At 56.7% G+C, this 26,251-nt stretch carries 26 protein-coding genes; 12 read left to right on the forward strand and 14 right to left on the reverse strand.

Annotation, left to right across the window (positions count from 1 at the left end):
• Positions 1–25: 25 nt before the first annotated feature.
• On the reverse strand, positions 26–1,621 hold the full coding sequence (locus CIW50_RS27770; RefSeq protein WP_246664492.1) for an MFS transporter: 1,596 nt from the start codon (positions 1,619–1,621) through the stop codon (positions 26–28).
• Between the two features lie 251 nt (positions 1,622–1,872).
• On the opposite strand from CIW50_RS27770, the gene CIW50_RS27775 reads away from it, so the two are divergent.
• Entirely contained in the window at positions 1,873–2,235 is a 363-nt protein-coding gene (locus CIW50_RS27775) for a response regulator transcription factor (protein ID WP_149534390.1), read from the forward strand.
• Positions 2,236–2,322: 87 nt separating this feature from the next.
• Here CIW50_RS27775 and CIW50_RS29260 read toward each other — a convergent pair whose 3' ends face one another.
• Positions 2,323–2,478: a hypothetical protein gene (locus CIW50_RS29260; RefSeq protein ID WP_172980488.1), complete on the reverse strand. Its 156-nt coding sequence runs from the start codon at positions 2,476–2,478 to the stop codon at positions 2,323–2,325.
• An 85-nt stretch (positions 2,479–2,563) separates the two neighbouring features.
• Here CIW50_RS29260 and CIW50_RS27780 point away from each other — a divergent pair, with 85 nt between their 5' ends.
• Positions 2,564–3,202, forward strand: coding sequence for a response regulator transcription factor (locus tag CIW50_RS27780; RefSeq protein WP_246664493.1), 639 nt, complete (start codon positions 2,564–2,566; stop codon positions 3,200–3,202).
• A 131-nt stretch (positions 3,203–3,333) separates the two neighbouring features.
• On the opposite strand, the gene CIW50_RS27785 is transcribed toward CIW50_RS27780, so the two are convergent.
• Complete coding sequence (locus CIW50_RS27785) at positions 3,334–3,807, reverse strand: hypothetical protein (RefSeq protein ID WP_246664494.1); 474 nt, start codon at positions 3,805–3,807, stop codon at positions 3,334–3,336.
• Between the two features lie 232 nt (positions 3,808–4,039).
• On the opposite strand from CIW50_RS27785, the gene CIW50_RS27790 reads away from it, so the two are divergent.
• On the forward strand, positions 4,040–4,570 hold the full coding sequence (locus CIW50_RS27790) for a DUF302 domain-containing protein (protein WP_149534392.1): 531 nt from the start codon (positions 4,040–4,042) through the stop codon (positions 4,568–4,570).
• A gap of 111 nt (positions 4,571–4,681) precedes the next feature.
• Here CIW50_RS27790 and CIW50_RS27795 read toward each other — a convergent pair whose 3' ends face one another.
• On the reverse strand, positions 4,682–5,647 hold the full coding sequence (locus CIW50_RS27795; RefSeq protein ID WP_149534393.1) for an alpha/beta fold hydrolase: 966 nt from the start codon (positions 5,645–5,647) through the stop codon (positions 4,682–4,684).
• 389 nt (positions 5,648–6,036) lie between these two features.
• Between CIW50_RS27795 and CIW50_RS27800 the strand changes: the two genes are divergently transcribed.
• On the forward strand, positions 6,037–7,893 hold the full coding sequence (locus tag CIW50_RS27800) for a PAS domain-containing sensor histidine kinase (RefSeq protein ID WP_172980493.1): 1,857 nt from the start codon (positions 6,037–6,039) through the stop codon (positions 7,891–7,893).
• Positions 7,894–8,110: 217 nt separating this feature from the next.
• A complete protein-coding gene (locus CIW50_RS27805; protein ID WP_149534395.1) occupies positions 8,111–8,395 on the forward strand; it encodes a hypothetical protein in 285 nt (94 codons plus the stop codon).
• 364 nt (positions 8,396–8,759) lie between these two features.
• On the opposite strand, the gene CIW50_RS27810 is transcribed toward CIW50_RS27805, so the two are convergent.
• On the reverse strand, positions 8,760–11,270 hold the full coding sequence (locus CIW50_RS27810; RefSeq protein ID WP_149534396.1) for a S8 family peptidase: 2,511 nt from the start codon (positions 11,268–11,270) through the stop codon (positions 8,760–8,762).
• The gene (locus CIW50_RS27815) at positions 11,263–12,456 is read right to left on the reverse strand and encodes an AAA family ATPase (RefSeq protein WP_149534397.1); all 1,194 of its coding nucleotides are present in this window, start codon (positions 12,454–12,456) and stop codon (positions 11,263–11,265) included. The genes CIW50_RS27810 and CIW50_RS27815 overlap by 8 nt, the downstream gene beginning before the upstream one ends.
• Before the next feature lie 183 nt (positions 12,457–12,639).
• On the opposite strand from CIW50_RS27815, the gene CIW50_RS27820 reads away from it, so the two are divergent.
• Both CIW50_RS27820 and CIW50_RS27825 read left to right on the forward strand, forming a co-directional pair.
• Positions 12,640–12,885: a DUF2188 domain-containing protein gene (locus CIW50_RS27820; protein WP_149534398.1), complete on the forward strand. Its 246-nt coding sequence runs from the start codon at positions 12,640–12,642 to the stop codon at positions 12,883–12,885.
• A gap of 262 nt (positions 12,886–13,147) precedes the next feature.
• Positions 13,148–14,446, forward strand: a complete 1,299-nt coding sequence (locus tag CIW50_RS27825) for a DUF2130 domain-containing protein (protein ID WP_149534399.1) — start codon at positions 13,148–13,150, stop codon at positions 14,444–14,446.
• Between the two features lie 26 nt (positions 14,447–14,472).
• On the opposite strand, the gene CIW50_RS27830 is transcribed toward CIW50_RS27825, so the two are convergent.
• Positions 14,473–16,011: a Dyp-type peroxidase gene (locus CIW50_RS27830; RefSeq protein ID WP_149534400.1), complete on the reverse strand. Its 1,539-nt coding sequence runs from the start codon at positions 16,009–16,011 to the stop codon at positions 14,473–14,475.
• Positions 16,008–17,681, reverse strand: a complete 1,674-nt coding sequence (locus CIW50_RS27835) for a DUF8225 domain-containing protein (RefSeq protein ID WP_172980494.1) — start codon at positions 17,679–17,681, stop codon at positions 16,008–16,010. The genes CIW50_RS27830 and CIW50_RS27835 overlap by 4 nt, the downstream gene beginning before the upstream one ends.
• Positions 17,682–17,883: 202 nt before the next feature.
• On the opposite strand from CIW50_RS27835, the gene CIW50_RS27840 reads away from it, so the two are divergent.
• Positions 17,884–18,087: a hypothetical protein gene (locus CIW50_RS27840; RefSeq protein ID WP_149534402.1), complete on the forward strand. Its 204-nt coding sequence runs from the start codon at positions 17,884–17,886 to the stop codon at positions 18,085–18,087.
• A gap of 6 nt (positions 18,088–18,093) precedes the next feature.
• Entirely contained in the window at positions 18,094–18,672 is a 579-nt protein-coding gene (locus CIW50_RS27845) for a Fic/DOC family protein (RefSeq protein WP_149534403.1), read from the forward strand.
• 336 nt (positions 18,673–19,008) lie between these two features.
• Here CIW50_RS27845 and CIW50_RS27850 read toward each other — a convergent pair whose 3' ends face one another.
• From CIW50_RS27850 to CIW50_RS27875, 6 genes are all read right to left on the reverse strand, one after another.
• Positions 19,009–20,085: a hypothetical protein gene (locus CIW50_RS27850; RefSeq protein ID WP_149534404.1), complete on the reverse strand. Its 1,077-nt coding sequence runs from the start codon at positions 20,083–20,085 to the stop codon at positions 19,009–19,011.
• Between the two features lies 1 nt (position 20,086).
• Positions 20,087–21,016 carry a hypothetical protein gene (locus tag CIW50_RS27855; protein ID WP_149534405.1) on the reverse strand — a complete coding sequence of 310 codons (930 nt, stop codon included), beginning with the start codon at positions 21,014–21,016 and terminating at the stop codon, positions 20,087–20,089.
• Complete coding sequence (locus CIW50_RS27860; protein ID WP_149534406.1) at positions 21,013–21,678, reverse strand: TauD/TfdA family dioxygenase; 666 nt, start codon at positions 21,676–21,678, stop codon at positions 21,013–21,015. Before CIW50_RS27860 ends, CIW50_RS27855 begins: the two co-directional genes overlap by 4 nt.
• 56 nt (positions 21,679–21,734) lie before the next feature.
• Positions 21,735–22,865: a hypothetical protein gene (locus tag CIW50_RS27865; RefSeq protein WP_149534407.1), complete on the reverse strand. Its 1,131-nt coding sequence runs from the start codon at positions 22,863–22,865 to the stop codon at positions 21,735–21,737.
• 93 nt (positions 22,866–22,958) lie between these two features.
• The gene (locus tag CIW50_RS27870; RefSeq protein ID WP_149534408.1) at positions 22,959–23,660 is read right to left on the reverse strand and encodes an NlpC/P60 family protein; all 702 of its coding nucleotides are present in this window, start codon (positions 23,658–23,660) and stop codon (positions 22,959–22,961) included.
• A 31-nt stretch (positions 23,661–23,691) separates the two neighbouring features.
• Positions 23,692–23,937 (reverse strand): hypothetical protein, encoded by a 246-nt coding sequence (locus tag CIW50_RS27875; RefSeq protein ID WP_149534409.1) that lies wholly within the window; start codon positions 23,935–23,937, stop codon positions 23,692–23,694.
• Between the two features lie 562 nt (positions 23,938–24,499).
• Here CIW50_RS27875 and CIW50_RS27880 point away from each other — a divergent pair.
• The 3 genes from CIW50_RS27880 to CIW50_RS27890 all read left to right on the forward strand — a co-directional run bounded on the left by CIW50_RS27880 (position 24,500) and on the right by CIW50_RS27890 (position 25,777).
• Positions 24,500–24,871 (forward strand): hypothetical protein, encoded by a 372-nt coding sequence (locus CIW50_RS27880; RefSeq protein WP_149534410.1) that lies wholly within the window; start codon positions 24,500–24,502, stop codon positions 24,869–24,871.
• 331 nt (positions 24,872–25,202) lie between these two features.
• The gene (locus CIW50_RS27885; protein ID WP_149534411.1) at positions 25,203–25,427 is read left to right on the forward strand and encodes a hypothetical protein; all 225 of its coding nucleotides are present in this window, start codon (positions 25,203–25,205) and stop codon (positions 25,425–25,427) included.
• The gene (locus CIW50_RS27890; protein WP_149534412.1) at positions 25,424–25,777 is read left to right on the forward strand and encodes a DUF3768 domain-containing protein; all 354 of its coding nucleotides are present in this window, start codon (positions 25,424–25,426) and stop codon (positions 25,775–25,777) included. Before CIW50_RS27885 ends, CIW50_RS27890 begins: the two co-directional genes overlap by 4 nt.
• Positions 25,778–26,251 lie beyond the last annotated feature (474 nt).

The following is a 26,251-nucleotide window of genomic DNA, read 5'->3' on the forward strand; positions in this document are numbered from 1 at the left end:
CGCGGTGCAGGCAAGCGTGCTAGGATCACCTGGGTTTTGGCGTGAAGGGACCAGGCGGCGGCTTGGACATGAACGCAATGCATGCGATGCCAGCTATAGCGGCGAAGAACGCCAGCCAGAAGCCGTCGATAAACGATAAGGTATTCGCTTCGCGCTTTACCGTCGCAGCGATCACGCTTACTGCGCGTTCAGACGCGGTTGCCGCATCGGCTTTCGCCAAACTGCTTGCAAGCTTCGCAATTCGCTCGGACAAATTGGCGTCCCCGTCTAGAAGGTGTTGGCCGAGGCTATTTGAGTGCTGTTGCTCCCGCACTCTGAGCCATGTCGCCATTAATGCCGCTCCAAACTCGGAGCCTCCCAGCCTCACTACCTGAACGTATGCCGCAAATGCCGTTGAGCGAGCCAGATTTGAGCTCGCGAGAGCGATCATCATTAATGGCAGCAGGCAAAACGATTGGCCAATCGACTGCAAGAGGAGCATCGGTACGAAATCGTCGATGGACCACGCGTGGGTCAGCCGAGTGCCAAGCAGGCCCGCCGCAGCAAATGCGGAGAACCCGCAGAGCACAGTCAGTCTCGCGTCATAGAATTTGATAAGATAGACTGTTGCTGGAAGCAGTATGAGCATAGGAACCGCTGTATAGGCCGCGAATACACTTCCCGATTGTTCCGGCCTGAGTTGGCCAACCACTGCGAGGAAGTTTGGCGCGAGCGCTGCGTTCGATAGACTTGTCAGCGCATAAAGTACGATCGCGATCAGCGCGAGGCCGATATTCCGTGACATAATAACGTCGACCTCCGCCCAAGGATGTTCAACCAGCACTTCATTGACGAAAAACCCGCTGACAAGTGCAGCGCCGCCGAGCAGAAGCGACACTACGGTTCCGGATTGAAGCCAGTCCAGCCTGTTTCCTTGATCCAAGCCGGCGTACACCATGGCCATGCCAGCCCCGAGAAGGACAATTCCTCCCCAGTCCGCCTTAGCCAGTAACTCTACGTTTATCCGTTCCGGGGGAGTGCCTAGAAAGGCGCAGAGCGCCATTAATGGCGCGACCAACGCGTCCTGCCAGAACATCCATTGCCATCCGACGCGATCCACATAAAAGCCAACCACGGCCGTGACTGTGTTGAGCGACAGCCCTACCCTTGCGGAGTAGATTGCCAGCGCCAGGATCCACCACCGCATTGGAAGATTGCGAAATATGATCAGAAGCGCCGCGGGAACGAACGTTCCCAGCAATAATCCCCGGAGGATACCAAGTGTGATCAAAAGGTCGAAATCGTGCACCAGCGGCAGCAGGAGAGAAAGAACGGCATACAGAATGCTTGGCCACCCGAGCACGCGCCGCAGGCCAAAAACAGTTGCAAGCCACGCAACTGCGGGCGCGACAGCAATCTGTGAAGCCGTCGTCGCTGTGCTAAGCCACGTGCCTTCGTCATAACCGAGGGAGTATGCCCCTCGTAGGTCTCCCAGCGCGACTGAAAACAACCGTGTATCAAAGTTTGCTAGAAAGGAACCGACGAGGACGGCTCCGACCGCAAACAATGGACGTTGTGAGAGTGCTCCGGTATTCGTCGGGCGGCTATCGCTGCCGCTTCCGGCTGGCATCGCGGTGCCCATGAGTCTGCCGCCTACCCCTCGTTGGAGGGTCTGTTTGTACGAGGAAGAACCCGGACCCGCGCTGATCTCGCACGCTGATCTGTCGCCTTCTTCGGTCGGACATAATGCAGATCGTAGGACCAGCGTTATGCTGTCGCTTAGCCTCAGCTGGCTGATCTTTAATAAGAACGGGCCAGCCGCAACGATACTTCCGTATAGTATCAGACCCCGTCGTTCTCGGGGATCGTCGTTTGCCTACATCGGTACGCCGCATGAACAAGAAGCCTGTAATCGCGATCATTGACGACGACGCGCCATTGCGCGACGCGATAGACAATCTCTTGCGAGCAGCCGGATTTGAGACGCAGCTCTTCGCTTCAGGCGAGGCATTCCTCGAAGGTTTGTCGACGGGTGCCAGCGTCTTGGTCAGCGATATTCGCATGTACGATTTATCGGGGTTGGATCTAAAGGCTGTACTCAATGAACGCGGAATTACTTTGCCGGTGATCTTCATAACAGCTGTTCTGAACGACGACATCGTCGCTCAGGCGACGCTGGCCGGCGCGATTACATGTCTTGGAAAGCCGTTCAACGATGAAGAGTTGATCGCTGCAATTCGGTCTGCTCTCTCATAGGAAGAGTGCGAACGCAGTACGCCAAGGCTCAGTATGATCGGGTGGACGCGCAACTCTTAGTCGTATCTCGCCTGTCGGTTCGCGTTATCATGCCAGAAACAGCGGAATGTCCGGAAAGGAGGGATATACGCCCTTCGTAATGGGGACTCTCAGCGGTAGCGTGCGCTTAATCAAAGCGTGCGTGCTGCCGATCCCGGTTTCCGTCAGTCCGACGAACAATGCTGTTGAGAGTGTTTCAGCCATGTCAAGATCGGCGGATTCCGTCCAAGCTGCCCCGAGAGGACACGACGCTACCAAGCCAATACCTCGAGGACTGCTCGCTCCCGCGGTGTACATCATTGATGACGATGAAGGGGCACGCGAGGGACTCGCGAACCTTTTGGCATCGGAAGGAATGGCGTCTGCATCCTACGCGTCACCTCAGGAGTTTCTTCGTGCTTGGAGTCCGACCGACAGCGGCTGCGTGATACTTGACATTCGTTTTCCAGACGAAAGCGGCCTCGATTTTCAGCTTCAAATGAACGAGCGCGGCATCGCGCTACCAGTTATTCTGGTAACCGGCTTTGCCGACATTGAGTCCTCGGTTAGGGGGCTGAAGGCTGGCGCGATTGACTTCCTATTGAAGCCTTATGATGATGGGCATCTGCTCAGCGCGATAGCCGATGCTTTCGAACAAGACGCTTCGCGTGTGCGCCGGGAGCGAGATCAAGCGAACTTGGTCGACCGGTTCGCGACCCTCACTTTGCGCGAGCAGCAAGTCTTCTCTCTTGTTGTCCGTGGCCTAATGAATAAACAAGTGGCTGCTGCTATGAACTTAAGCGAGATCACCGTCAAGGTTCATCGCGGCTCGATGATGCGCAAGATGGATCTCCGGACTTTGGCAGACTTAGTCCGTGCGTCCGAGCGTCTGATTGAAATGCGGTTGTTGGCTGACGTCAGCCTGAATTCTACTCGACGTTCTCGTTAACTGCCCCCTTCGCACAAGATGGCAAATCCATCGCTTACGGGGGCACGCCGTCTCTACCCGTAGGCACAGCCACCATCGAATGTTCCGGTTTGACCGTGGGGCATTTTCGATGGCTCCCGGCGGCGGCTTGCTTAAACCGGCTTAAACCGACGGAGCGCTAAAATCGTTGCGATCACAAGTAAGAGCAGGCCGGCGCCTTGGAATATAATAAACGGCGGCTCTGATTGGGTCGGCGCGAGAGCGCGGAGCGGCTCCCATTTTAGGAAGCCCTGAATGATGAGGACAACGACGTTGAAGTAGAGCGAAAGCGCCGCGGAAACGACGTATACCGATCTCCAGATGCCCAGCAGCCGTTTGGGATATAGCGCAAGAATCGCGACCGTCAGACAAACAAGAGAAATTGCGCCGACGACGTGCGAGGGAAGCAGGCCGTTGGCAGGGAATACATATCCGCTCAGGCTAGTGATGGCCGTCGTTAGCAAGAAAATCACTGTGATCGTGGGCCACGAGCGCCCCACGATCATTCCGCCTATCGTGTATAAGCCGCTTCCAATGGCAACCAGACTGATCAGCACATGAAGTAACGTGAACGTGCCCAGACTCATTCCTAGCATAACGTTTTATCCAATGTTTTACTGACTTTAGGGCGACGGCTTCTGATCTCGTGATCCTAGCTGGTTCGCGGCCCGATGTTGATGACACCTACGTATAGTTGCTCAACTTCCGCGGCCACTGCACGGTGAATACCTGACGCTGCCTCTTGCCGAGCGGTCCTCGCAAGCCATCCGCACAGCCTTCAACATGACCGCTCGCGCACTGACAATGAATAGAGAGATCATGGCTGACCGACTTCCGCACCGCGTATCGCGTGCATTGGCAACCAGCTCAATCGAGCGCATCGACGTAATCACGTCTCTCTCATTTACTGAGCTCATCGACGCCTTCGAGTCCTCTTTAGGCCGTTGGGAGCCGCACGTTGGTGACGCGCTGGTACGTGATCAAGTGTCCTGGCAGGAAGCAAAGATAAGCATAGGCGCAATGGCCGGGCCGCGTGGCCTAATGATATTCTCGAAGATCAATCAGGGAGAGATTGCGTCGTTGGCGGGAACGCCGCGGTCATCAGTCATCTACCTCGTTGGCAACCCCCTAATAGCGACAACTATTCTTCAGGTGGACATTCGCGCTGGCATGCTGGTCCCATTTAGGGTGGAATTATACGAAGACGGTCAGGGCGGAATCCTCTCTTACGATGCGCCGTCTTCCTTCCTCGGTTCGCTCGATAATCCGGCGCTTACCGAAATCGGAAAAGCTCTGGACGAGAAGATGTCGGGGGTTGCTGCAGAGCTCACCTCCCGCCCGGGCTCGTGAGGTAACACAGACGCTGTCTTACGGATGACAGCACCGGCTGACTGATGGCCTGAACGGCACCATAACCGCCGCCATCGAATGGCGGCGGCGCAGATCCAGACGGTTTTATGGCTACCCTTTGAGGAACGCCAGCAAATCGGCGTTAAGCCTGTCTGCCATGGTTACGCAAAGCCCGTGAGGGGCTCCCTGATAGACTTTGAAGGTCACCTTAGGGGCGAGTTTTGCTGACTTCGTCGAAGAAATACCTATTGGCACGATCTGGTCGTCGTCTCCATGAACGATGAGTGTGGGCACGCTCATTTTCTTAAGATCAGCCGTGAAATCGGTTTCTGAGAACGCTTTGATGCACTCGAACTGAGCCCTGATACTCCCCTGCATGCCTTGCGCCCAGAAGGCATCAATCATGCCCTGCTGCACCTTTGCATTTGGCCTATTGAAGCCAAAGAACGGCATAGCGAGTCCTTTGAAAAACGATGAGCGGTCTGCGCTCAGTCCCGCCCGAAGGCCATCAAATGCTTCGATCGGGGCGGCTTCTGGATTGTCTGCCGCTTTGAGCATGCGAGGTGGAACGGAAGAAATTAATACAATCTTGCTGACCCGTCCAACGCCATGGCGGCCGACATAGCGGGCAACTTCCCCGCCTCCCGCCGAATGACCAACCAGGGTTACTCCATCAAGATCAAGGGACTCGATGACCGCTGCCAGATCGTCCGCGTAAGTATTCATGTCGTTGCCCCCGGAGGGCTGGTCCGAGCGTCCATGCCCACGGCGGTCGTGCGCAATCACCCGGTATCCGTTGGAAGACAAAAAGAGCATTTGACTGTCCCATGCATCGCTCGTGAGCGGCCACCCGTGTGAGAAAATGACCGGCCTGCCGTTGCCCCAGTCTTTGTAAAACAGCTTAGCGCCGTCCTTCGCGGAGATCGTTGACCCGACTGTGCGACTTGGCGCAGCTCTAGCGCTCTTCGCGGCCAGGGACGTTTTCGGAATACTTACTGCCACTGCGGCTCCGCCAGCCGCGAGCAGAATCTTTCGGCGGGAAGTATTGCCCGCCGGGGTGTGCGTATCTTGTTTCATGACATATTCCTTGCTGGCGACCACAGCGTCGCAAACAGCAATTCGACCGATTTTTTGGCTGCGAACCATTATACGGAGGTGTACGACTGAACGTCGGCACGGGCGGCGGAAGCGCGGCCCCCTTGCCGCGGACTCGATCGTGAAATGGCCACTAGCTGTAGGACGCCTGCGACGATATGAATGTATAATTGACCGCCGCCCGGTAACCCTGCAACTCAATAGATTAAACTTCCGACGCGGAAACGTGAATACCAATGCCAAGCAGCTCGCATCACAGTCGTTTTGGGAGTCCGATCGTGACTACTCGATCTATCGTTTTGGCACGGGGATCCCGCCACTTGTGGAGAGAAACGCTCCGCTCGCTTGCAGTGGCGGCCAGCAGCATCCGGATGAGCGACCCCATACTCGCGGCCCTCATTATCGCAATTTCAATATCGGTATTCCTCTTCGACACGGTTACTCCGCGCCCTATCGGCGTCGTCTATGTTATTCCTCTCCTCTTGGCCGCAAACTCCGGCCGTCGAGAATGGATCATCCGAACCTCTGCACTCGCTGTAAGTTTCTTGCTGCTGAGCAACTTTATCAACCAAGGTGATGGCCCACGCTGCGTCGTTCGCATCACTGCAATTCTGATTGTGACAGCCCTCACGCTTCGCAATACTACCGCGTCAAAGCGGCTTGTAGAACAAGCCCAGCTCCTAGACCAAACGCATGACAGCATATCTACATACGATTTAGACGGACGGATAACTTCTTGGAACAAAGGCGCCGAACAACTTTATGGGTGGTCAAGCACTGAAGTCGTGGGATCGATAACACACGATGTTCTACTCACCCACTTTCCACTCGGTCGACATCTTTTGCTTGAGGAGCTCGCCGACCGCGGTACGTGGAACGGCGAACTGGTAAACATTTCTAAGGACGGAAGGCGGATCGTCGTCGATAGCCGTTGGTCCCTGATGCGGGACGATAGTGGGCATCCCGTCTCTATCCTTGAAACTTCTAACGATATTACGCTTCGCAAAGAGGCCGATGAAGCGACCCGGCGAAGCGAAGTACGGTATCGAACCATTTTTGAGACAACTGGCGTGTCGATTTGGGAATGCGATTTGTCGGGAGTAAAACAGCAATTGTCGGCTTCCTTGGCAAATACCCAGACGGATCTCAAAACACATCTAAAAGAACACCCTGAAGTGGTACGGGACGCTATCCGGCTGATAAAGATTGTAGATGTTAATGAAGCAAGCGTTCGGCTTTTCGGTGCTAACACGAAGGCCGAGCTATTCACCGCCCTTAACAGAATATGGCCCGCCGAAAGCGAACGAACGTTTGCAGAGGCGATGATTGCTAGCTGCACCACACGGTCACGCTTTGAAAGTGAAGCGATCCTCCGGACTATCGACGGGCGCACCATAGAACTTGCATTTTCCACCGCGCACCCGGTTGGCGCTGACACGCAAGATACGATCTTCCTCTCTATGGTGGATATCACAGAGCTAAACCGGGCGCACGCGGCTCTCCGGTCCCTGCAGATTGAGCTCGCAAACGCTAGCCGTCTGTCCAGCCTGGGCGCCCTCACGGCGTCCATTGCCCACGAAGTGAACCAGCCGCTCGCCGGTATCTTGGCCAATGGGCAAGCGGGCCTGAGATGGTTACGCCGTGACAAACCAGAAATTGCCGCTGCCGGGCTATCTTTCGAGAAACTCATCGCTGACGCGAAGCGTGCCGCAGACATCATCAATGGAATACAGTCGCTCGCCCGTAATGAGCCGCCGACGAAGGTGATGCTCGGTCTGAACGACCTCATAAGGGAGAGTCTTCCCATACTTGATGGAGAGCTATCGGCAGCAGGTGTCGAGCTCTCGCTGGACTTGGCTGATCCGCAGCCGAGTGTGCTCGTCGAACGTACTCAACTCCAACAGGTTATTATTAATCTTGTTATGAATGCGATCCAAGCGATGTCAGACCCGTACGACGGTCAGAGACATGTTCAGGTCACGTCGTATATTGATGCTGGGTTCGCTACAATTAAGGTGTCGGACACAGGACCAGGCATTGATCCAACCGTCCGTGGCAGACTGTTCATGCCGTTTAGTACCACGAAGGTTGGTGGTATGGGTTTAGGGCTTTCGATCTGTGCGACAATCATTGCGCGCCAGGGCGGTCGAATATCAGTAGATACCAATCACAATCGCGGCGTTGTTTTCATAATTGATATTCCTCTTCAAAGTGGAATCCGCTCATGACCGGCGACATCACGACGTGGTCACCGCTGCCAGGTTGACCCGGCCGCGGATGAGGCGCTTTGCAGGAATGAACGCTATGCTCAGCGTGAGGGTCGAGCAGATTCTTAGAAGGAATGAGGCGCAGGAGCTTTGCCTGTGCACGCGTACGAACGCTGCTTTAGGGCCATACGTGGGCTCTCATCTGTTCCCTGAACTCTCTAAGTAAGTGGCTATCCCCATGAAGAACTTCAATCTGGGTCAAGCTCTCCTCCTTATGGCCCTGTTTGCGATGCTATTGTTCGCGATTATTTGGGCGTCCTTGGCGTGGACTTCGACGGACGTCGAAATGTCCGTACACGGCTGGATAGCACTTGGATTGGGGACCAGCCTCTCTCTGATCATTGGATGCGGGTTAATGGCGCTGATGTTCTACAGCAGCCGGAGCGGCTATGACGAAACGGCCTCGCCCGAGTTTCGAGTCGAAGCGGATGATGAACAGACGCGCCTGCCCCCGCGTGAATGAAGGAAGGCGGATTCCGGGAGAGGCCGCCGTCATGCGCCGAAATGTTACCAACCTCCGCGGCTCTGTCCGGCGCACACTTTGGCAGGCGCCTGAGAGTGACAATCTACTGAGCGGGTCCGTAGCAGAAGCTGACTGTTCCGCGGCATTATGATGGACGGGCTTCAGTCTCTCCCGCGGAGTGTCTCCCGTGACCCACCCATCGATGCTTTTCAGATGTCGCGTGGTTCGCCTTTCGTCTAGAAGGGTACGGTATCGACGCTAGAAGACGTCGAATATGCCGGCCATCCGGACCTCGCAAAGTGCTGTCGGAGGGATCCGTGCTCTCCTGCGGCTAGTCCCCGCCTGATCACACGACTTGATCAACTTAAACGCGCGAGACGACCCGGGCTGCTGTTCGGATGTCAGCAATCTGGACGCTCTGCAGAAGCTGCTGGCGCATCACTTGGAATACAGGCTGCTCCTTTTTCGGATCCGAAATCGTCAGGATACCTGTAAACGGCACGCCTTCCTCAGGCATCTCGTCGTTGTCAGTGCGTGACAGGTAACTTACGACGAGGCGCCAGTTGGTCGAGACGCCTCGTCCTTTTGGCATGGTAGTGCCGCTGGTCTTCACGGGGCTCCACTTCATGCCGTGTTCCACGCGCTCGGCTTCGTAAGGATGTTCTGTCCCGCTGGGCGGCAGGTAAAGCGGCTTGAGCTGTCCCTTCCAGCTTACCTCCCCGTCCCTCGATATCTGTTCCTGCTGTAGCGCGGCCTCAACATTGATCCGCGTAAACTCGGCGCCGAAGCGCTGGTCCAGTGGCGGGCTTGAGACCAGCGTTAGCCGGGCAGAGCCGCGGCACGCATCTCCCGCGCCAACCAGGCACGACGGCCAGGAGAACCGAAAATTCATCTGTCGGTCTTTCTCCAAGCGTGTCGCGAACACCAGCGTGATCTGATGGTCGCCACCTTCCAGCACGCTGGCGACCGGTGCGGTCATGCCGTGTCCGCACAGTTGTCGTGCAATCACATTGAGCATCTTATCGCTCAGCGGGAGCGGTGTTTGCGCATGATGCGCCAACAGTGCGATCAGGGTCTCCCGCGAAACGTCGCCTTCAATCTCTGCATCGAGAATGGCTGCCTGCTTGGCGACAAACGGCGCGGCGTAGCTTGTGCCGCAGGCGTCAGCGAGAGAGCCGTTCGGTGCCACTGAATACAACCCATGCCCGGCCGGCAAGGTTGGACTGCCAGAACCGCCGACGAAAGCAAAGTCGGGCTTGACCAACGCACGCAGGCCAGGCCCGCGACGCGAGTACCGCGCCGGCGCGTGGTCAACGCTGTGCGCTCCAAGACCCGCAGGGTTCAAAGCGCCAACCGCAATGTTGCGCGCGCTCTCGGCCGGCACCTGGATTCCATCGTTTTGTGAGGCTGCCATCAGCTGCAGCGCCAAATCCGGTGTAGCCGGCCATTCCGGGCGACCCGCATTTGGATTCAGGTTACCAGCTGAGATGAAGATCAGGACGTCATGTGTGTCAGCGATATGATCGAGCCTGGACGCGACCTTGCTGTAGTGACCCGCGGACACCAACACCTGGACGTTCATGCTGAAATTGAAGACCCGCACGCCGTGCTGGGCCTTGGCTTCGGCGACAGCGTTCTCGACCTCATCAAGGAAGCCGGTCAGATCGCGATAGTACGTCGCGAACGCGGTGTCAGAATTCGGGTAAACCGCGATATCGTAGAGTTCGACACCGTCGGCATCGGTGCTGGTCTGCGGTCCGTTCAGCGCACTGCCTGCCACAAGAATGCCGCCGATGAAGGTGCCGTGACCCGGATCCATGTCCTGCGCGGCAAGCGGGTCCCATCGACCAACCACCCAATCGCCAAGCGCCGCGTCGCTGATGCCGCCATCGATCACACCAACACGGGGCCAAGCCTTTGCGCGATCGCGCTGCTGGATCGTTGCTGTCTGCGGTCGCGTACGGACAACGCCGTCGCTACGGATAACGATGCCGGGCAGTTCAATTTTTTTGACCAGCGGGTGGGATTCCAGAAATTTGACAAGACGCGCATGACGATCGCGGTTCGGATCAAATGGCGCAATATCACGCCCGCGCTCGCCGACCGACGGTAACATGCGCACGATTGGCGGCTGCGCTGATTGCTCGAGGCGGACGGCATAGGTCGGCTGCTCGCCACCCGTACGGCGGGGCAGCGCGTGGACATCAAGGCCCGTGCCGATCTGCTGCAGTCCGGCCGTAAAGGATTCGAAGAGCTGGCGCCGGAAGCCGGCAATATCGTAGTTCGCCGGCACTGGCGGGATCTCGAACAGCTCGACCTCATACTGACCGCCGGTCTTGGGATTGGACAACCACACAACCGCTTGGTCGAGATCGAACTGACGGCGGTCCCCTGCCCCGTAGAGTTCAAGACGTTCGATCGCACCGGTCTCACTGCGGCGCGGTGTTGGTACCGCTTCGATTTTCCTGGTGCGCTCATTGAAGCGCTTCTGAGTGTGATCTTCAGCCCTCCCGACTTCGCCGGCGATCTCGGCAAGGGCCTGCGGGGTGGCCTCCACTATGAGCTCGCCCAGATCAAGGTTGCCGACCAGGCGCGTGCGGCGCTCGGAAAATAGCGCGTGCAACGGACGATGGCTCTTCGCCCAGGCCTTGCGTCGAAGGATAACCTTCACAAAGCCGACCGGGCCAAACGCCGGCGCCTGACGCTGTAGACTCGCCGTGACGTCTGCGAGTTGCTGCAGGACGTTTTGGCGATGCGCGACGAAGCCGATGTCATCATCTAGGAAGAAATCGGTCTTAGGACCGCCGCCGCCCGGTTTATCGCGGTCTTCCGAGAAATTATTGGGGTTGAGAACGATCTGGACAGGACTAGCCATGGCTTCTCACCAACTTGTTACGTGGACTCAGCATCCGGCTCACGGTGGACTTGTCTTTACCAATGATCTCTCCCAGCTCCGCCAAGGAGAATGACAGTTCGGTGTCTCGATGTAGCGTCTCAAGCAGGTCCGCGGGATCCTTGAGCAGATGCCGACGGTCGGCCGTAAGGCGGCCGCTGTTGAGCGTTGCGAACTGCCTGAACAGCTCGAGCAGCTCATATGGTTTGTCGCCCCTCACCGCTCTCAGTTTCTTGTAGCTGCGCACAACGGCTTCAAGTTCGGCGCCTGTAGCGCCCTCGGTGAACCAGGCGAATAGCTTGAGGTGCGAATCCGGCGCCTCAGTCGGCCTCATGAAGTGACGGGCCATATCGAGGCGAAGCTGTGTATCAGGATTGGGGATCTGCAGCTGCACTTCGAAGCGTCGCCAGACCGCTGGGTCGAGTAGCTGTGGATGGTTGGTAATACCGATCGTGAAACCAAGTGGCTCGCGCGCATCCAGGTTCTGCAACAGCGCGTTGACGATGCGTTTGATCTCACCGACTTCCTGAGGATCGTCCCTGAGTTTGGCTAGAGCATCGAACTCATCGAGCAGCAGCACGCAGCGAAAGCGGTTTACGAAGTTGAACAGAGAGCCGATGTTGCGCGACGACGTCCCGAGGAACGATGACACCAGGCTGTCGAGCCTAGCGACCACCACGGGAAGGTCGAGCTGTTTGGCCATCCACATCGCAAGACGCGTCTTACCGGTGCCAGGTGCGCCGTAGATCAGGCAGGTCTTGCTGGGCTTGATACCGGCCGCATCGAATGCTTCCAGGTGAGACCATTCCTCGAGCAAAGACTTGATCGCGCCACTGACGTCGCCGCTGAAAATCGGCGCGCCGTCGGGGATCTGCTGCTGGAAGATGACCTGCGCCAGGGGGGTCGACGTTTCGCGGTCAACAGGGACGACTGTGTTGCGGGTTAACGTCTCGCCGCCGGTCATCACAAGGGAGCGGGTGAGCTTGCTGGGCGTCATATCCTCTGCCCGTTCCGCGCTAGTCAGGATGGCTGAAAGCGCCGCGGCTTCCTTAACCTCGCCGGCCTCTTTCATGGCGTCGCGCAGGCGCTCGACCTGCTTGGTCAGCGCCGGGTTTGGGTTCGACATCGCCACTCGGCACAGAGATTGGATAAGGGCGAAGTGATGCATTCCGGGATTCCAGTTTAGTTATAAGTGGTTATAGTTGCAAAATAGAGCAAGAAAAATCCGCTGACAAGGCCAATGTTGCATATTTTCTCAACTTGTTGCATGATAACCCGTCGTCGTTGCATTAATGGCACCGCCCGCTTTTGCGCCGAAGCCGCTAACAGTTCGCATTCAAGGAGAAAACGAATGGGTAATCTTCCGAAATACACGCTTAGCCATAACGAGCGCCGCGATCAGTGGGAGCTGCGCCGCGACAAGTCCCATAGGCTGGTCGAATCTTTCGATCACAAGGCCGATGCAACCGCCGGGGGCAGCCTGTCGGCCGCGATCGGCCAGCATGGGGGGTCGGTGAAGATCAAGAAGATGGACGGCGTTTTCCAGGAAGAGCGCACCTTCCCGCGCAGCGCAGACCCTCGCTCGTCCAAGGGCTGAGGCGAATGCCGTTCCAGTTGTTAAGGCAGCACGGTGCCTTCGAGATCCCCGATGACTGGTGGCAGGTCGCCGACATGCCGGACCACTAGTCGGGGAATTTCACCTCGTCATGGCTGACCCGCGGCGAGATAATGATCGACCACAGCCATCCCGTTGGCAGATGACCTGCGCTCGCCAAAGCTAGCGGGGCCTGAACTCGATTGACCCTCATCTGCAGATAGGCCAAACTGAACAAACGGGGAACAATCGTGGGAAGCCAGCGATGAGTAGAGAACAACAGCAATCGGCGGCGCATGAGCCGACGTTGCAATGTCCCCATTGCCGCAACGAGATCCGGCTGACCGAGTCACTCGCCGGACCCTTGCTTGAGAAAACCAAGCGAACTTACGAAGCCCTCCTCGCCGATCGCACCATCGAGATGGGCAAGATTCAAGACCAGGTCCGACTAGAGCGTGAGGCTCTCTCGAAACAGCGCGACGAGTTTGAGGATCAGGTTAGCCAGCGCCTTTCCGCAGAGCGCGCGCAGTTGGTCGCGGCTGAAGGCAAGAAAGCGCGTGAAGCGGTTGCTGCTGAGCTGCAGGCCAAAACGCAGGAAGCCGCTGAGCTCCAAGCTTCGCTCGATACGAACAATGCGAAGTTGGCCGAGGCACAGCAACAGCAGGCCGAGTTGCTCCGCAAACAGCGCCAGCTCGATGAAGAGAAGCGTGAGCTTGATCTGACCATCGAAAAGCGGGTGCAAGCGTCTGTCGATGACATCCGCTCTAAGGCGAAGCAGGAGGCCGATGACGCGGCCCGTCTGCGCGTGGCCGAAAAAGATCAGACAATTGACTCCATGGCTCGAACGATCGAGGAGCTGAAACGCAAGGCCGAACAGGGGTCGCAGCAATCGCAAGGCGAGGTTTTCGAGATCGAGCTAGAGGATTTGTTGCGCGGCCGCTTCCCAATGGACCTAGTTGAGCCGGTCGGTAAGGGTGAGCTTGGCGCCGACGTTGTTCAGCGCGTGAATGCGTCGATCGGTCAGTCCGCCGGCGTCATTTTGTGGGAGACCAAACGTACCAAGTCCTGGAGCGACAGTTGGCTGGGCAAGCTACGCGACGACCAACGCCGCAGCGGTGCGGATGTCGCATTGATCGTATCCCGAGCTCTGCCTAAGCATATCGAGCATTTTGATCTCATTGACGGGGTGTGGGTCGCGCACCCTCAATGTGCGCTAGCCGTCGCCGTCGCTCTCCGCCAAGGCTTGATCGAAGTCAGCAGCTCGCGACAGCTCCAGCAGGGGCAGCAGTCGAAGATGGAGCAGGTCTATCACTATCTGACCGGCATTAAGTTCAGACAGCGCGTCGAAGCTGTCGTCGAGAAGTTCAATGACATGCGCGAAGATCTTGATAAAGAACGGAAGTTCATGGGCCGCCAGTGGGCAAAGCGTGAAACCCAAATCCTCGCTGTGATCGATTCTACGGTCGGCATGGTTGGCGATCTGCAGGCAATCGCCGGCAAGGCCATGCCTGAAATCCAGAACCTTGACGTTGCGCTGCTTGAGGACACAGGCACCGGCAGTTAAGAGCTTAGCAACGCTACGCCGCGTGTTCATACGCCGGGCGCAGAGACCAACGTCCGCAACGTGCGAATACCCGGGGTGAAGAAGTATCCCGCGCCGGTAGCGCGAACAAAATCACCTTGTAACGTCACTGCAATCTGTTTCGCTCCCCAAAGCATCTGCAGTCGGCGCCCCCCTTCTGGGGCACGCCCAATGATCGGATCCACTCCTCCTGGAATTGGTCTGGTCGCGTCCTTCACCCATTCAGTCATGAGGCGGAAGAAACCGTGCTGAATGGACGTCTGATAGCTCATAAACATCAGACCACGGTCTGCTCCATCATCTACCCCAGTCCAGTCAGGTCCGAACGGGACCCCTCGCCGCAGCATTTGGCTGCTAAGCGTGCTGCCAACGCCTCCGAAATCATGGCTCTGATCTCGCGGATTGACCTTGCGGATGTGCCCAAAGAACGGACAGGCCTTTCCGAGCGGGTCTGCAGCGGCCCCCGAGAATGTATGGCGACCGTCCTCGTCTTGAAGCGTCGCAGGCGACACTGGTGTTACGTATCTAAAGCCATTTCGCCGATAGAAATTATTTGAGATTTCATCGTCTTCTCGGTCAGGCGACAGCGAAACCGGCGTGCCGTCCTTCCATCGCCCGACACAACGGGCCGCCGCCTGCTCCGCTGTCCAAACCATCCCTGTCTGCGTTGAAAGCTGCGAGGCCAGGTCTTTCATCGCTCTCCAGAAAAGCCCTACATCTTGGCTAAGTCGCCGGATAACAAGTAGCGAGCCGTTATGGAGGAGCTTATTATGCTCGGCGACAACTGGCCCAGGCTGCTGTAGCGCGTCCGGATCGAGACCGGCATATCCGAAAATGAACTGCCCCGGCCACGTCAGACGCTGCCCGGGCCTGGCCCACATCACGCTTTGAGGATCACCGGCCGGGTACGCGCGAGGCGTTAAAAACGTAGTCTCATCGATGCGCCCCCGTATACCCGGTTGAGAGACGCCATCCACGAATCCGAAATGCTCTGCATCACGATTTATCCTACGTCCACACTCGCGAAAGACGATTGCGCATCGATCACCAAGCATGGCCAAATAGCGATCAGCCGCTGTGTTCACCTCTTCCTCGATTGCGGAGGCAATAATAAACAGGACGTCTGGTTCGCGTTCGGTCGTGGCGCCAAATTTCCAGTCCTGCGGACGTCCATCGACACCTACCCAGTCGCCGAGAGCCGCTGCGCTGCGTGCTGGACCCATCTGAAATATCGGATCAACGATATCAGCTGGGTTACCTCCAAACTTTGCGAGCCCCACGGCGGAGAATGCGATAGCAAGGCCCGATTTTGGCGGCGCCATCGGGGTTACGCCCGAAAGAGCCAAAAGACGTCGTTGGGCCTTTGCTACTGCGGTTGAACGTCCGGGGGTAACATCCTCGACTATCGTTCTCAGTATCTGCTTTGTCTCTTCAATACTGTCTTCGTGGACCTTCAAGCCCAGCAACAACTCGAACGCCCTTCCAAAGCCTGTCAGAACATGACCTTGAATATCGTCGACATCGAGAACAGGCTCGGCACTGGTCATGACATCTTCGCCCGGCTGTTCGGGATCGGAGGCTCATCCAGCACTTCATCTCCCAGGGGCGCTGTTTTGACAGGGTCTGCGGCCAGCGCCGCGTCAATCTGAATGCCTATCGTCGTAATCTTGGCAGAAAACCGCGCATCCGACCTAACGTTAGGGACTTCGCCTGCCCAATCATCAGGCGTTGCAGAGGCGCAATCGGGAGCATCCTTTGTATCAAACGTTCCGAAGAAACCTGGACTATCTGGATGCCGACAGATTAGTTGCGCGTTGCAACCATTAATAGTCTGAACAGCACCGCCATTAGCCACGTCGGCGTAAAGAGCCATTGTAATCTTACGGGCTACCTGACCGCCGCGCTCAAGCCGGCGGTTTTCGAGGAAACAATCTGCCAAAGTCCAATCAGCCCCGGCTGGCGCCTCGAGTTTCAAGTGAAGTTTTCTTGGATTGGCTGCATCCTCGTCGCCGCGTAATACGTGTAGAATATCTTTAGCTCCAAGAGGAATTCGCCCGTTCGGGGTCTCCCGTTCAAGTGTAGAAAGGTCAAGGTTACCAATGTAGAGACCAATCGGATCGGTCAGTGAGACGCGATTACCCGCCATCACTTGTAAACCGACTTGCTCGCCGATGCTGGGGTCGCTGCTACGATTGATAGAGCCGTAGGCTGCGCAAGCAATCCGGGTAAGGGCCGGGTCATCATCAAAGACCGGGCTGGGCCCCTCGGCGTCGGAGGTCCACGCCAGCGACGCAAAGGCAGCAAGATTTATTTCGGCCCCCAACGTGTTCGCCCAGTGGGTCAGATGAACGGCACCGTCCGTGGTGTTCCATTTATTGAAACGATTGTAACGCCCCTTCGGAAAAAGCTTCACCCAAGATCCAACGCCGGCTTTGTTTTCACCGTAGATCACAAAGTTCGCCGGAAAAAAGAGATCGTCACGTTGAACTTGGGGTCCGACCAACTCCTTATAGAGTTCGAACACAACGTCCGGTTCATTTTCTGCAAGGAACGTCCAGTATTCCGGCGGCTCAGCCGTGAATGACAACCGCGTCAACCGTCCGTGCGCATCGTGATCGGCGTGCCACTCGACGTATTCGTCTTGTTGGCGGAAACAGATCGGAACCTCGGTACCTGATCCCGAACCGAGCCGACCACGCCGTACCACTTTTTGCAGGTTGGCCGGCAGCGTGTGCAAGCGATGCGCTGGGATTTGGAACGCCGCAGGCTTTCCGTCGTCCCCTTCTTCCCACCAGAAAAGGTTCTCGATTAGTACGTCGGCTGTGGCTTCCGCCAATGCTTGCTTTTCAGGCGTGGGACCGCTGAGCACTTTGTGCCAGCGATCGAGCGCACGAGGAAAACCGTTCCATGGAATTGGCGCTGTCGCATCGGCGGCTACGGTGCGAGGATCATAATAGTTAGGACTGATCTCGCAGGCGCCTTTGACGTGCTCTCCTCCCACCTCAAAACCTAGGAGATTTCCGCTCCGTGCCTGGCTCCAAGCGTTTGATAGGTCGGCAGCGCTATGTTTTGTCGCCCGCCCAAAGTCTTTTGCGCCTATATCCGCAGGCGTCCTAAGCAACTTCATGATCACCTCCCAGTTACAACGTTCGTGAAAGATGGGCGTGCACCCAACAGCAGCCGCTTTGTTCATCCAGAGCAAACCGGCTTTGGGCATTCCTCGGCGCCACTGAAACTGCCTAGCGTGTCAGCATTGTCACACCCCACCTCTAGTTGTATTACTGCATTTAATTTGCCGCGTTGCTACTGGTTTTCCGTGACTGGGCGGAAACTCGATGCCGCTTAGCCTGGCTTCGCTCGATACAGCTCAACATGGTGGTCCGCTGTTCCTGGGCTCAAAATTGTGGTAACGTGCTGCCATGCCCCTTAAGAAGACATCGATCAAGCGGAGCGCCAAAACCGGCGCCTTTGTGCTCGGAGCGGCTCGTTTCGAGAAAATCAGCGCCGTTGAAGGCATCAAGCTCAAGCCGGCGATGAAGAAGCGTGTTGCGGCAGCCAAGAGCGCCAAATCTTCACCCGAGGAATACCGCAAAAGCATTCTGCGCGCGTACAAGAAGGCTTAGCGCCGCATGTACGACGCCGTCGACGATCCCTACACCTATCCGGACTCGACGGTCCTCATGAACAAGGCCGACCTTCGGGACCAGTCCGAGCTCGACGACTTCGAGGCTGAAATTTCCTATGCCCGGTCGATGGAGGAGATCCCAGGCGGTAACCTCGACTTCGAGCATTTCAAAGCCGTCCATTTCCATCTCTTCCAAGATGTCTACGAATGGGCGGGCAAGCCGCGGACCGTGCGGATATCAAAAGACGACAGCCCTTTCTGTTTCCCGGAGAACATCGATTCCGAGGCCCGTAAACTGTTTAAGGCGCTCGCCAAAGCCAATTATTTTGTGGGTCTGACGCCGACCGAATTCGCGAAGCAATCTGCGCATTTCCTGTCCGAGCTGAATGCGATCCACGCGTTTCGCGAGGGCAACGGCCGCGCGCAGAACGCGTTTTTTGCCTTGCTGTCCGAACACGCCGGCCAGAATCTTGATTTCGATCGACTGGATCCAGACGCATGGCTCGCGGTGATGATCCACAGTTTTAAAGGCGACGAGGCACCGCTGGCGGCGGCGATTGAACAACTGATCGTTGTCGAATGACCGAACAACATCACGATGATGTTGTCCTCCCCTCCCCTGTCGAGACCGCGCTTGGCTTGCTGCTCGCCTGTCTCCATGTCCATAAAATGCCGATTGCAGATGCGATCAGGACGGCATCAATCCAGCTGGTAGGTTTGTATCCAGAGCTCACATCACTCCAAGCCAAGCTGGTCTGCGCGAGTGCCGCGGAGACACTCGACAGTGCTCGAGCGGCTCAATGAAGGGCCTCACCGTTCCAGTCGCGTAAAGGCCAAGCCCTGCGGGCGCTGCGCGGCCTTGACCCGCCCGGTACGGCAAGGCGAAGGGCTGCCATCGGCTTTAAGCCGGATTCCGGCTTTAAAGCCTCGGGCCTGGGCCCGATCTCCGCCTGATCAATGCTTGTATCTCCGCGTTCCGGACCCCCTGCTGCCAGAGCTCGGTACTCTCGTCGTTTATTTCAGGGAACAATGGAGAGATGGCGTGTGTGGCATCGTACCAGGATTCGACGAATCCCAATGTAGCCAAAGCGACCACCAGGCGCTCGAAGTTGGACGGCTGTTGCCAGGACAAGTGGATGTTGTGCGCGAACATATGCCGGTTCAGCGCTGTGGGGCCGTCATACTGATCCGTGTCGGCAAAGAATGAGGTCTTCAGCCATCGGCGATACGTTTCGAGGGTGAACACGACTTCGTCTTGGGAAAACAAAAAATCGCAGGTCAGATATTCCTGAGGCACCCAGATCTTCTGCTCACCGCGCATCTCAAAGTGCCATTCGCTTGCGGTCGCAATGGCCTTATCGAAGATTCGGTCAATCCTGACAAAGAGCTTTTCGGAACGCGTATGTGGCCGGATTCGCGATAAGCCACCCTCCAGTGTCGGGATCAGCGCCGCGATGCTCGACGAGCGGTAGCCACTATAAAATGCCAGGTATGCTTCCCGCGCGAGGGGGACTAACTCGTTCAGGCTCGGGGCCTGGGACAGTATCTGCGCGATGCATACCGCTTGGAAAGACAGAGTGTAAAGGGTCGACGTGTGATAGTGAAAAAGCGGGATCGCCCTCTCACGGGAGACATGGCTGATATCGCCGAGCAGTTTACTGGCGTCGCCCATCCCGACCCAAAGCGGACAAAACCATTCAACCTTTGCCCACAGTGCCGCCTGCGCATCCATCGCCAGCCTTCGCGATTGCCAGGTAGGATCTTTTCTGTACGGCACTTTCGGAAAAATTGCCTGCGTATCTCCGGTCCGCAGGACGACGACTGGAATCTTTACAAAGCGGCCGACTGAGGCATCCTCAGCCATCGCGTCATGAATGCCGCGATCGATAGCCCACTCCTTAATGAGTGCTGTCGTGACCTCCTGATCGACGTGGGCATTGGAGGCGCGATACCAGATAGCCTGGAATGTCCTGCTGAATTCGGAAGATGCATTCATGTTAGTCGTTGTTGTAGCCTTCTTCGTAGCGACGCTCCCGCGTGTCGATCTCCGAATGCTCGATCGTCAGCCCTGCCGCCTCCAGCTCTGCCGAGCCGGCAAGGTGCAGTTCGCAGACAGGGCAATGAAACTCCTCGCCGACATAGAGTATATCGACAGACTCCTCCTCATAGTGGTCGTCCAAGACTACCTCTTCGACCTTGATACCAGCAATGAACGCTTTGCCAGTGCAGGAAGGGCACTTAGTTTCCCACTCATGGTCAGACAGCAAGCTGAACATGCGGCTGTAGTGGTATGACGATTTGGTATTCGCGATCGTTAGCGCCTCTTCCCGTTCCTTTTTCTTACGCTCAAAGAAGTTGGCCCGCGCGCGTTCAACTCGGACCTTGGCGGCTTCGACCAGAGCCTCTTGTGCGTGCATTAAAAGCACTTTTGGCGCTTTCGCCTGATCGGCTCCTAGCCACTCCTCCAATGACGATTGGGATTTCACTAAGATCAGCTGGGCGGCGTGCCAGAAGCGACCTTCCCAGGCGCCTGGCTTCATTTCCCGGAATGGCACCTCACCGGAATGAAGTTCCGCATTGCGCCGCTGGGAAATGTCGTCGCAGAATGTCTTTACAGTCTCATCGAAGCCCTTAGTGATATGGCGAAGGCGGTCATATAGGGTATGACTCGAAATCGTTTTAATGTCGGTACTGAGAGAAATACCAGATGCTGCAAACATCGAAGCTTGATCGTTTGGGAGCGCAATTAGGCTCGGATGGATTCGGGCGAGGCAGGCCTTACCTAATAGTTCTAGCGCCAGCGAAGCCCACAGCTGGTATTCATCATGATTGTCGCCCTGCTTGCAGCGAAGTGCACGCTGCATGTACGCCTTGGATTTAGCGAATATTGCCTCACTGTTGAGTGTGGCGGCGACAACTTTGCTCATTGAACGTAAGCCCTCATCAGCACGCGATTTGGATCCGTAGGAAGGTCGTTGCCCCTGCCGTGCAGGATGCGCCAATTATCGATAACCAGGACGTCATTCTCCTGCCAATCGTGTTTGACCGCGCGATGGCCTTGGCGTTCAAGCCCATAGAGTTCCAGAGCACGGACGCCATCTTCATCGAGCGGCTCCATGCATCCAGGATCGACCCGTACGAATGGCCGCGTACGATCGGCGATAGTAGCATAAAATGAGCGGCAGCCATTGCGAACCAGGAAGCATGAGGAGCGCAGCAGCAGGCTTTCCTGGTCAGAAAAACTTGGGTCGCCCGCATCGAGCAGCATTGTCGGTGTCGACACCTCTCCCGGATTGATGCAGCCCATCACCAAGTATCGGCTGGGCACGATCCAATGGGCAGTATCACAGTGAAAAGGCAACATGCCGCGGCCGAACTGTCTGCTGAGAGATCCCGGTGATGCCATGTGCTCATCACGGGGCGACAGCGACTGGATTTTTGGCCTGCCGGGCTCAGCGACAATCGTTCCAATGCTTTCCGCGACGCGCCTTACGGCTTCATCGCTCACCTGCTGAGTTCCAAATCGAAGCGCATGCCAGCCGACTCGTTCAAGAGATTCACGCAAGCGTCCGGTTTCTCCCTTCGTCATTCGAATGCTCTAAGCATGAGTCCTATGGGATGTTGCAACGATGAGCAGCTCTGATCTCAGTTGTCTTCCCAGTGTCGCCCTTCCTGATTGGAAAGACCGACGATGTTTTTTCCCTTTAGCTCCTGTGGAGGAATGACGATCAACTTTGAGCGAACATCGAGGCGGGATATTTCGAACAATGCCTGCACGACGCGTTGCAATTCCTCGATAAGCTCATCAACGGTCATTGGCCAGCGCTGCAGATCAGCCGCCCAAACCGGGATATCCGGATCCACGTGAGCGGTGACCTTGTTACGGACCTCATCCGTCCAGCGGCGGAAGTCAGGATGTGGGTTGTCCTTTAGCGAGGTAAGAGCAGCAACTCCCTGCCAACTCTCATCGATCCAGTGATCGAGAACGCACAAATCCTGGCGTCCGTGTTCGTTAGCCACGTTTGACACGAATAAAAGCTCCCAGAGGGCGCAGTAATCATTCAAAAGAATCTCCGCGAACAATCTCTCCATCTCGCCGCCGCGCGGAATCGCTGTCTGCAACATTAGACCAGTTTGACGAAGAAACGTTGCCAATCCGGTCATGCGAATTGTCGCGTCTTGGGCTGCAGAACCGCCTGGCAATGGTGCGACCACGCCCGCGGTGCCCAGTCCCGGATAGATGCTTGCGTATCGCGGACGTGTTGAATCGCCGAGGACCTGATCTTGTCGCCATACGTCGAGCCATGTCGGATCCAGCAAGACCGCTGCTGCCCCCGGATAGGTCAGAGCCGAAGGAAATTCGTTCGCAAGGCGGAGCAATTCCGTATTGATATCCTGCAGGTCAGAAGCAAGAACGCCATACGTGGACGCCCCCATGAACTTCCAAGTTTCGACAATTCGCAACAGTTCAAGGTGCAGCGCATGTGCCGCCATTGCGTCGCGTCCCGTCGAAAGGTCACTATTCTCCATGTCTTTACGTAACCGCGCGATTAAGCGCTCAAGCGATGTAATTTCTCGCGTTCGATTTGGCGGCAACGAACCACGAATCTCGTTTTTTAGTCGGGCCACGAGCCCGAGTAACGCATCGAGCTTTACCAGTCCGTGCCGCGCAATAATGCGCTTTTCCATCTGGTGCTCGATGAGGTTGGCTAGCTCTCCGATCGTTAGAAAGTCAGAGATGAGCCGTGCGACTTTGCCAGCGAGATGTAGGGCCATAGATTGCTCTAGACTTGAATGATAGCAAGCTGCTTACGTTGGTGTAGGCAGACGCGATCGGTCGGGACTGCTGAAGATCTCGGGCGTCTAACACTAATGCACAAGTTTGGACCAGCCCACCTTTATGTCCGTTAACGACGAAACCTGCGAAAGCAGAAACGGCGTCACCGGCACGTCATTTCGCTGCATGTCGGCAGTCAGCAGACTGTTGCCACTGGCTGCAATCTGGAAGCATTTGGCGTAGAGGCCGCTGCAGATAATCGAGTCAGATTTCAGCTCGCTATACTTTTGCGGCAGTCTGATCGTAGGGCTCTTGATCCTAAATTTGATCAAGAAAGCCGCGACGAGTCCGTAACGAGCGACGCCTAAATGAAGTGCGGCTTCAAGCGCGAGCTGCATGCCGAGTAGTTCTGCCTCGCTCGGCGCCTTCTGAGTGAAAAGAGCGGGTCGCCTTACCAGTATCCGACTATTCGGAACTGAGGCGAGTAAATTGCCATGAGTCACATGGTCGCCTGGCACTGCTTCGATAAGGCGCCAATCCTTCAGATAAACAGCGGCATGGGTCCAGGTCTGCGTGCCAGCCGGCGCCACGTACTGGGGCTTCTGTGCGTTGATGATTTCGGTTTGCGCCTTGGAGGGCTCCAGGGGTTGAAGCAAGATGAGATCGCCCGCCCGCAGGCCCGTGATATCCGGGACGAACCCGAAATCAATCTGTTCCTGGGTTAAATTTGGGAGATCGCCCTTTTTGACTTGGCCAGTGATGACCGCGGGCGTGATATTCAAAGGATCGAGCATGAAAAAAGGGGCAGTACCGCCGCCCCTTCCCTTACTTGTGAGTCCAGTTGCTGGGCTCAAGGCGGATCATCTTGTAACCGCCGTCCTTGACGACCGCTCGTCCGGTGATTTCCGTCCCCTTTACGCAGCTCTGCGCGATCGCGGGGTTCTGAAGCACCTCGGACGTAAAAACGGCGATCACCTCGGTCACAGGTTTCGAAATCTCGACAAGGCCAAACCCATCGGGGTCCCGTCGAATGATTTTACCCTGCACATCTACTTTTTCGGCTTGGGCCATAACGACCTCCTACCCGGGATAAATGGGAACTTGATGATGCTTTGTGCAGAGCGTATCAGGAAATATCATGAAGTTCCATCGATGGTTGTGGAACGCACGCGGCGTCGTTTGGAGACCAAGCGTCTTTTCGGACGCCCGACCTTCCGGAAGCATCAGAACTTTTTCCTCTGTGCTGTAGGGCCCGCATAGCCACCCTTCATTAAAGACCCTGACATAAGACGGTTTCATTGGGACGCCTGCGGCATGCCTCTCCGCTTATTGTCGGGCCCGACGGGTCAGGGCCTTTAGCGCCCACTGACTAGCATCGGGCATCCCTTAAACCACATTGGACCACTGCTGCCGGAACGGCGAAGCCGCTCGCTTATCGACAGATTGCCTGCTTGTGTAACAGCATGCTGGTATGAGCTGTGCGGACACGGCTAATGCCCCTCCCCTTCGCCCATGAACCGCTGTCAGCTGAGCCACTTGTGGGGACCCCCATAAGGCCTGGAGCAATCGGCTCATCTCGTATTCCGCTTAGACCGGCTTTGCCGGCACGAGGTGCTGCGTCTGGATTCAGGCCATGAAACTCCCGCCACAACCGCCAACCTGCGCTATCTCTCCAATAACCGACGATCACCGAGAACATTACCGGCTGCGCGAAAAGAAGCTCATCCGGATCGTTTCTCGTGAGCTCTATCTCGAATGCCTTCAGGCGCACGGCTTCAATGACGAGGTGCGCACCATTCGCGGGCAATCGCTAGACCTAGGCCCCCATATCTGGGTCTACGAAAGCGCCGTGCAGAGGCTCAAACAGATGTGCGAGGCCGCCGATGCGGCTTTCCCGTTTCGCGGTTCTGCAATGACGCCCAAGCAAGAGGCCGCACTGGTCGCCACTGCTTTTGCGCCCAGAGGGTCATTTGCCGGCTATTGGGGCATGAACGGTACGAACTGAGAAATGAGAAGCGCCGGCTGCATCTGCAGTCGGCGCTTTCTTCATGTTCCGAACGCTGCCGATGACCATCGTCTGCCCCCTCCCCTTCATACGCGTCAGGTAGGCGCTTGCCTTATTGCTGCAGGGTCAGCTGCCCTCCCCTTACACAGACGCCTCGACTGGTCAGATCGGAAGATGCGCCAAGTCCCCGCCGGTTCAACCGGCTGCCCGCTCCTTCGCTGCGCTCCCGTGTTGCCGGATTGATCCGGTCCGCTTCGCCGGTGCCGCCGGCGCCGAAATCTCCCGAACCAGTCGCGAAAGGCGTGGCTGGATAACCAAGGGAGACCACCACATGACCACCAAGCAAGATAAGCGCACCCCGACCCACTACGTATATGCGGTTGAGGATGTGACCGCTGATGAGCAGGCCAACGGCAAGAAGGCGTTTTGGACCAAGATAGGCGCCGCCTGGCCGAACGCTGACGGCAAGGGCTTCAGTGTCCGGTTCACCTGCATGCCTATCAATGGCCGGATCACGATGCGCGAAGTGACCGCTGACGAAGGAGTGGGGCAATGAGCCCCCTCCCCTCCCAGATCAGGGAGCTGAACGATAGGCTTCGCAAGAACTTCGCCTGCCGGCCGACCGCCGTTGCGGGACCTTTCAAGGTCGTGATCACGCAAGGCGTAGGCCTGCTGGGCGAGCAGGCTTTTGCCGAGCTCATCGCCAAGGTCGAATGTTTCGACGCTTTCGACGAAAACAATGATCCTCATGCCGAGCATGACTTTGGTATGATCGACCATCACGGCACGCGCTACTTTTGGAAGATCGACTATTACGATCTTTCAATGATGTCCGGGTCGCCTGCCCCATCGGACCCCGCTGTCACCTGCAGGTTGCTGACAATCATGCGCGCCGAGGAGTACTAGGCGCCGTAGTCCGACAGCATGCTGATCACAGTATGCTGTCGTCGCTATTCATTCAACGGCAGGCTTCCGACCGGCACTTTATAACAGCATAACGTGATACCAGTACGAGGCATGCCGTCATAAAAAGACCGCCTGATCCCCGTGCTGTTATACCAGCACTATCCTATCACAGCATGCTGGTCCCTCCTTCAGCGCGGTACTGCCGACGCTCTTTTATAACAGCACGCTGTGATCCAAGCATTCCCTTGTGCTGGTACGACAGCATACAATAAGACCAGCAGTATGGTACACAAGCATCCCTGTCTACTTGCATAAAAGCATCCAAGGATGCCGTGATACTGGTGCCACAGCTTACCAGCTTACCAGCTTACCAGCTTACCAGCTTACCAGCATTCTGTGATGCAAGGATCACACAATACCTTGATCCTTTTGCTAACGGGGGATTAACAGTATGACCGCATACTCCTATGCTGG

Source organism: Tardiphaga sp. P9-11, from assembly GCF_008329525.1.
GTDB lineage: Bacteria > Pseudomonadota > Alphaproteobacteria > Rhizobiales > Xanthobacteraceae > Tardiphaga.